This window comes from Mesorhizobium sp. M7A.F.Ca.MR.362.00.0.0, assembly GCF_004023175.1.
Taxonomy (GTDB): domain Bacteria; phylum Pseudomonadota; class Alphaproteobacteria; order Rhizobiales; family Rhizobiaceae; genus Mesorhizobium.
This window is the reverse complement of record NZ_RZTF01000239.1, coordinates 5,811-10,030: the sequence shown is the minus strand read 5'-3', so window position 1 is coordinate 10,030 and position 4,220 is coordinate 5,811. Positions and strand designations below refer to the sequence as shown.

Here is a 4,220-nt window from a genome sequence, read left to right as displayed (position 1 = left end):
TAACTGCCCTTGGTCGGGTCGAGGCCGACCGTATTGACGGTGTAGCCTCCAGACGCCGCGGTGATGAAGGATTCCAGGCCGTCCGTCGAATCGCCGTCGCCGAAGGTGAAGATGGCGTCGGCGGTGGTCGCCGTGGTGAGGCCCGACGACAGGTCGACGCCGATGCCGACATTGTCGATCTTCGAACCCTGCAGAAAGCTGATGACCTTGTTGCCAGTGGTCGACGACAGGTCGATGCCGCGCGAGGTCAGGTCGCCGGTGCCGGTGATCGTGGTCAGGCCGAAATCGGCGGCCGTTGACGACCCGCTGAAGTCGATGCCGGTCTGGTTGGCGCCCGCGCCAAGCGTCACGTTGGTCGTGCCGAAGGTGACGTCGGCATTGGTGCCGGCGAAGTTGATGCCGGCCGGGCCGACGGTCGAGCCCATCGTCACGCTGGTGGTGCCGAAGGTGACTGCGCCAGCATTGTTGGTGATGTCGATACCATTGCCTGTCGCACCCGACACGGTCACCGTCCCGAAGGTCGCCGATGCGGTGCTGGCGACATTGGCGACGGACAGGCCGGTGGCCGCGGCATTGGTGATCGACAGCGGAACCGTGACGTTCAGCGTCGCGGTGCCGGCAAGACCAGTGACGACCGCGCCACCGCCGCCCACCGCCGACAGTGTCGAGCCGATGAAGCCGATCGCGCCGCCGACCGGGGGCAGCGACGAGCCGATCGCGAAAAGATTGCCGGTGCCGGTCGAGGTGATGCTGCCGTCGAAGGTAGCCGAACCGCCGGTGGTACCGTCGACCTTGACCGCCGTGCCCGGTGTGCCGGCGGAACTGGCTATGTTTGCCGAGACCGTGATCGCCGCGCTGCCGCCGAACACGACGACGCCGTCGCCGATGCCGGAATTGGTGATGGTGCCGCCGATCCCGATCGTGCCAGTGTTGTTGGCCAGGCTGACGTCGGCGCCCGAAACCAGCGTCGTCACCAAATTGTTGACCGTGACATTGGCCGAGCTATCCTGCACCGCGAAGCCCGGTCCATTGGCGACAACGGTGTCGATCTTCGTCGTGCCGTTGAAGGTAACGGCGTTGCTGACATTGGTCAGTCGGATGGCAGCGATGGCATCGCCATTGACGCGGTTCATGTCAACTGCGCCGAAAGTGACATCGCCACCTGCGGTGTTCTGGATGACGATGCCGCTCGAAACGATGCCACCCGAGCCGTCCACGGTGACGCTGGCGAAATTAACACCGGCCGTGCCGATGGTCATGCCGGTGCCGCCGATCTGGATACCCCTTTCGAGGACGCCGGCGCCGGTTGCCACGGTGTTGGTTCCCGTCACGCTCAGCGTGCCGCCATCAATGGCACTGAAGGCAAATCCGCCATCGGTGGTGAGGTTGAGCCCGCCGTTGAAGTTGATCGTGCCACCGGTGTTGCCGGTCAGGTCGATGGCATTGGCGAAACCGGTGTTGGCGGTGATCAGGCCGCCGAAGGTGGCGGTGCCGCCGGTCATGGCGTTGATCTTGACCGCGCTTGCAGCGGCGGTCTGGTTGATGGTGCCGTGGTAGGTGACGTTTGGCGTCGCCGTATCGATGTTGAACGCGATGCCCGTCGTGCCGGCGATCGAGCTTGCCGCGTCGAAGGTCATCGTGCCGGTGGAGCCGCCAACGATGCCGACGCCAGCGCCAGCGCCGGTGATATCGAAATTGGTGAAGGTGCCTGTGCCGCTGTAGTTGCTGAGCGACAGGGCGATGCCGCTGACGCCGCCGATCGTGGTGTCGGTGAAGCTGGCCGACGACGACGAATTGGCCACCAGGATACCGTTCTGCGCCGCCTGAATGTTCAGATTGGTGACGCCGATCGCCCCCGACGCGCCCATCAGGTTGACACCGCTGACGGCGCTGCTGATCGTTACGCCGTTGATGGTCAGGCCATTGACGCCCGAGCCGTCGATCGCCGCGCCCGAGCCGGCATTGCTGACGGTAAGGTTCTCGATGACGTTGCCATTCGCCACGTCGATAGTGCTGCCAACCGCATTGTTGAGCGTCGCCCCGCCATTGCCGAAGGGGTCATCTTGCACCTGCGTGCCACTGATGACATTCGTGCCGGTGACATTGGCGGGCGGCGAGCCCAGGTCCACGGAAGCGCCATTGGCGAAGGATACGATCTGCTGGCCGTCGGCAAGCGTGAAGCCGTCGGCATCGGTATCGATGTTTCCGGCCCCGTTGTTGACCAGGACGAAGATCGTGTTGGCAGGGGCCGCCAGCGCGTCCGCCGCGGTGGCATTGATCAGGTCGTTGACGCTGGAGCCGTCGCCTAGGCCCGTGTTGGCCGAACCCACGAAAACGACGTTGGCAATGTCGAACAGCTGCGGACCGTTCAGCACCGTGGTGTTGAAGGCATAGCTGCCGCTGCCCGGCGACAGGCCGCGCATATCGAGCGACGCGCTCGTGCCTGTGATCGAGCCAACCCCGGACGCGCCGAACACGAAGGTCGTGTTGGCGGTGGTGCCGGACGCGCCATGCGTGCCCATCTGGACGCCGGTGCCGGCTGAAATGACGCCGGCGCCGATCGTCACCGAGCCGCCGGCGGTGCCGGAAAGGTCGATGCCTGTCGACGTGCCGGCGCCGGCAATGTCGAGCGAGGTGGCGGTGAAGGTCGAGTTGCTGCCCGACAGGTCGAGCCCGGTCTTGGCCGTCGGCAGGCCCGTGATGTCGATATTGCCAAAGCCAATCGCGCCGTTGGTGCCGAAAATGTCGATTGCATTTTGACCCGGCTGGTCGATCGCGACATCACCGAACGTGATGGCACCGGAATTGGCGGCCAGTATGATACCAGAGCCAGTTGGAGCTGTGACGGTGACCTTGCCGCCAAAGCCAACCGTTGCCGAGCTGTTCTGGATGAAGATGCCGTTCGAGGCGTTCGAAATGGTCGTCGTGCCAGCGATATCGAAGCTGCCGGTGACGTTCGAGAGGCTGACACCGGTCCCGATGCCGGTATGGCTGAGGCTGGTCAGCGTGACATCGAGCCCAATCTGGGATGCGCTGAATCCGTTACCGCCGTTGCCGGAGATAATTCCGCCCGTGGTTGAAAGCGAGCCGGAGCCCGTCGATGTGGCGTCAACGCCGCTGCCGCCATTGTCCTTCGCATCAAGCGTCTCGAAGGCGTAGGTTCCGTTGCCGTTGATCAGCAAGCCATCGGTATTGCCCGACAGTGTCGTCGTGCCGTTGAAGGTGTAGGTGCCATCGCCCTGGATCGAGAGGCCGGCGCCGGCATTGACCACCGACGTCAGGTTTGTGGCGGTAACGCTGTTGGTGCCATCGAACAGCACGCCGTTGAGACCTGCTCCGGAAACGGACAGGCCCGAGATCGTCACCGCGCTTACGCCGCTGCCATGAACGCCATTGGCGCTGCCGCCTGATATGTTGAAATCAAGCAGCGAGCTGTTGTTGGCAAGCGTCACGACATCGCCGGCGCCGGAATTGGTCAGCGTCGCCGCGCCGCTGGGGTCCGAGATGACTGCATCGTGCTCGACATTTTCGCCTGTGACGTTCACCGGAACGCCGCCGAGCGAGAAGGTCCGCCCGTTGCCGAACGAGGCCAGCGTCTGGCCGGCGCTGAGCGAGAAGCCGCCCGAGGCGTCGATTGCGGTGCCGTCGTTGACGAGCACGAAGATGGCGTCGCTGTCGGTGTTGCCATCGGCGGTGCCGACCGCAGCCAGGTTCGCCAGCGAGGAGCCGTCGCCGCTGCCCGTCGCCGACGAGCCAACGAAGATGACATTTTGCTGGTCGAACAGCTGCGGACCGCTGAACGCTGTCGAGCCGAACGCATAGTGGCCGAGCGTCTGGTTCAGGCCGCGCGCGTCGAGCGAAGCGGTGATGCCGGCGATCGAACCGCCGCCGAAGATGAACTCGGCGTTGGCCGAATTGGCGGGCGACCCCGCTAGGCCGAAGCGCACGCCGGTATCGACCCCGGCGATGACGCCACCAGCGGTGATGGTGATCACCGCGCCGCCGACGCTCGGCGAGGTCAGGTCGATGCCGATCGAGCCGGCCGCACCGGTGCCGGTGATGTTGAGCGACTGCGCGGTGAAATTGGTTTTGCTGCCGGAGAAGTCGAGGCCGGTGCCGACACCCAGTCCGGAGATGACGATGTTGCCGGCGACCACCGCCGCATTGACGCCGGCAAACGAGATGCCATCGGCGCCGGGATTGGTGATGTTGATGTCGCC

The 4,220-nt window shown here is 64.8% G+C and carries 1 protein-coding gene; it reads right to left on the bottom strand.

Features of this window, described 5'->3' with window-relative positions; all coding sequences use genetic code 11:
* Nucleotides 1-4,220: beta strand repeat-containing protein (locus EOC06_RS24570; RefSeq protein ID WP_368773599.1), on the bottom strand; the 4,220-nt coding region annotated here is incomplete at both ends.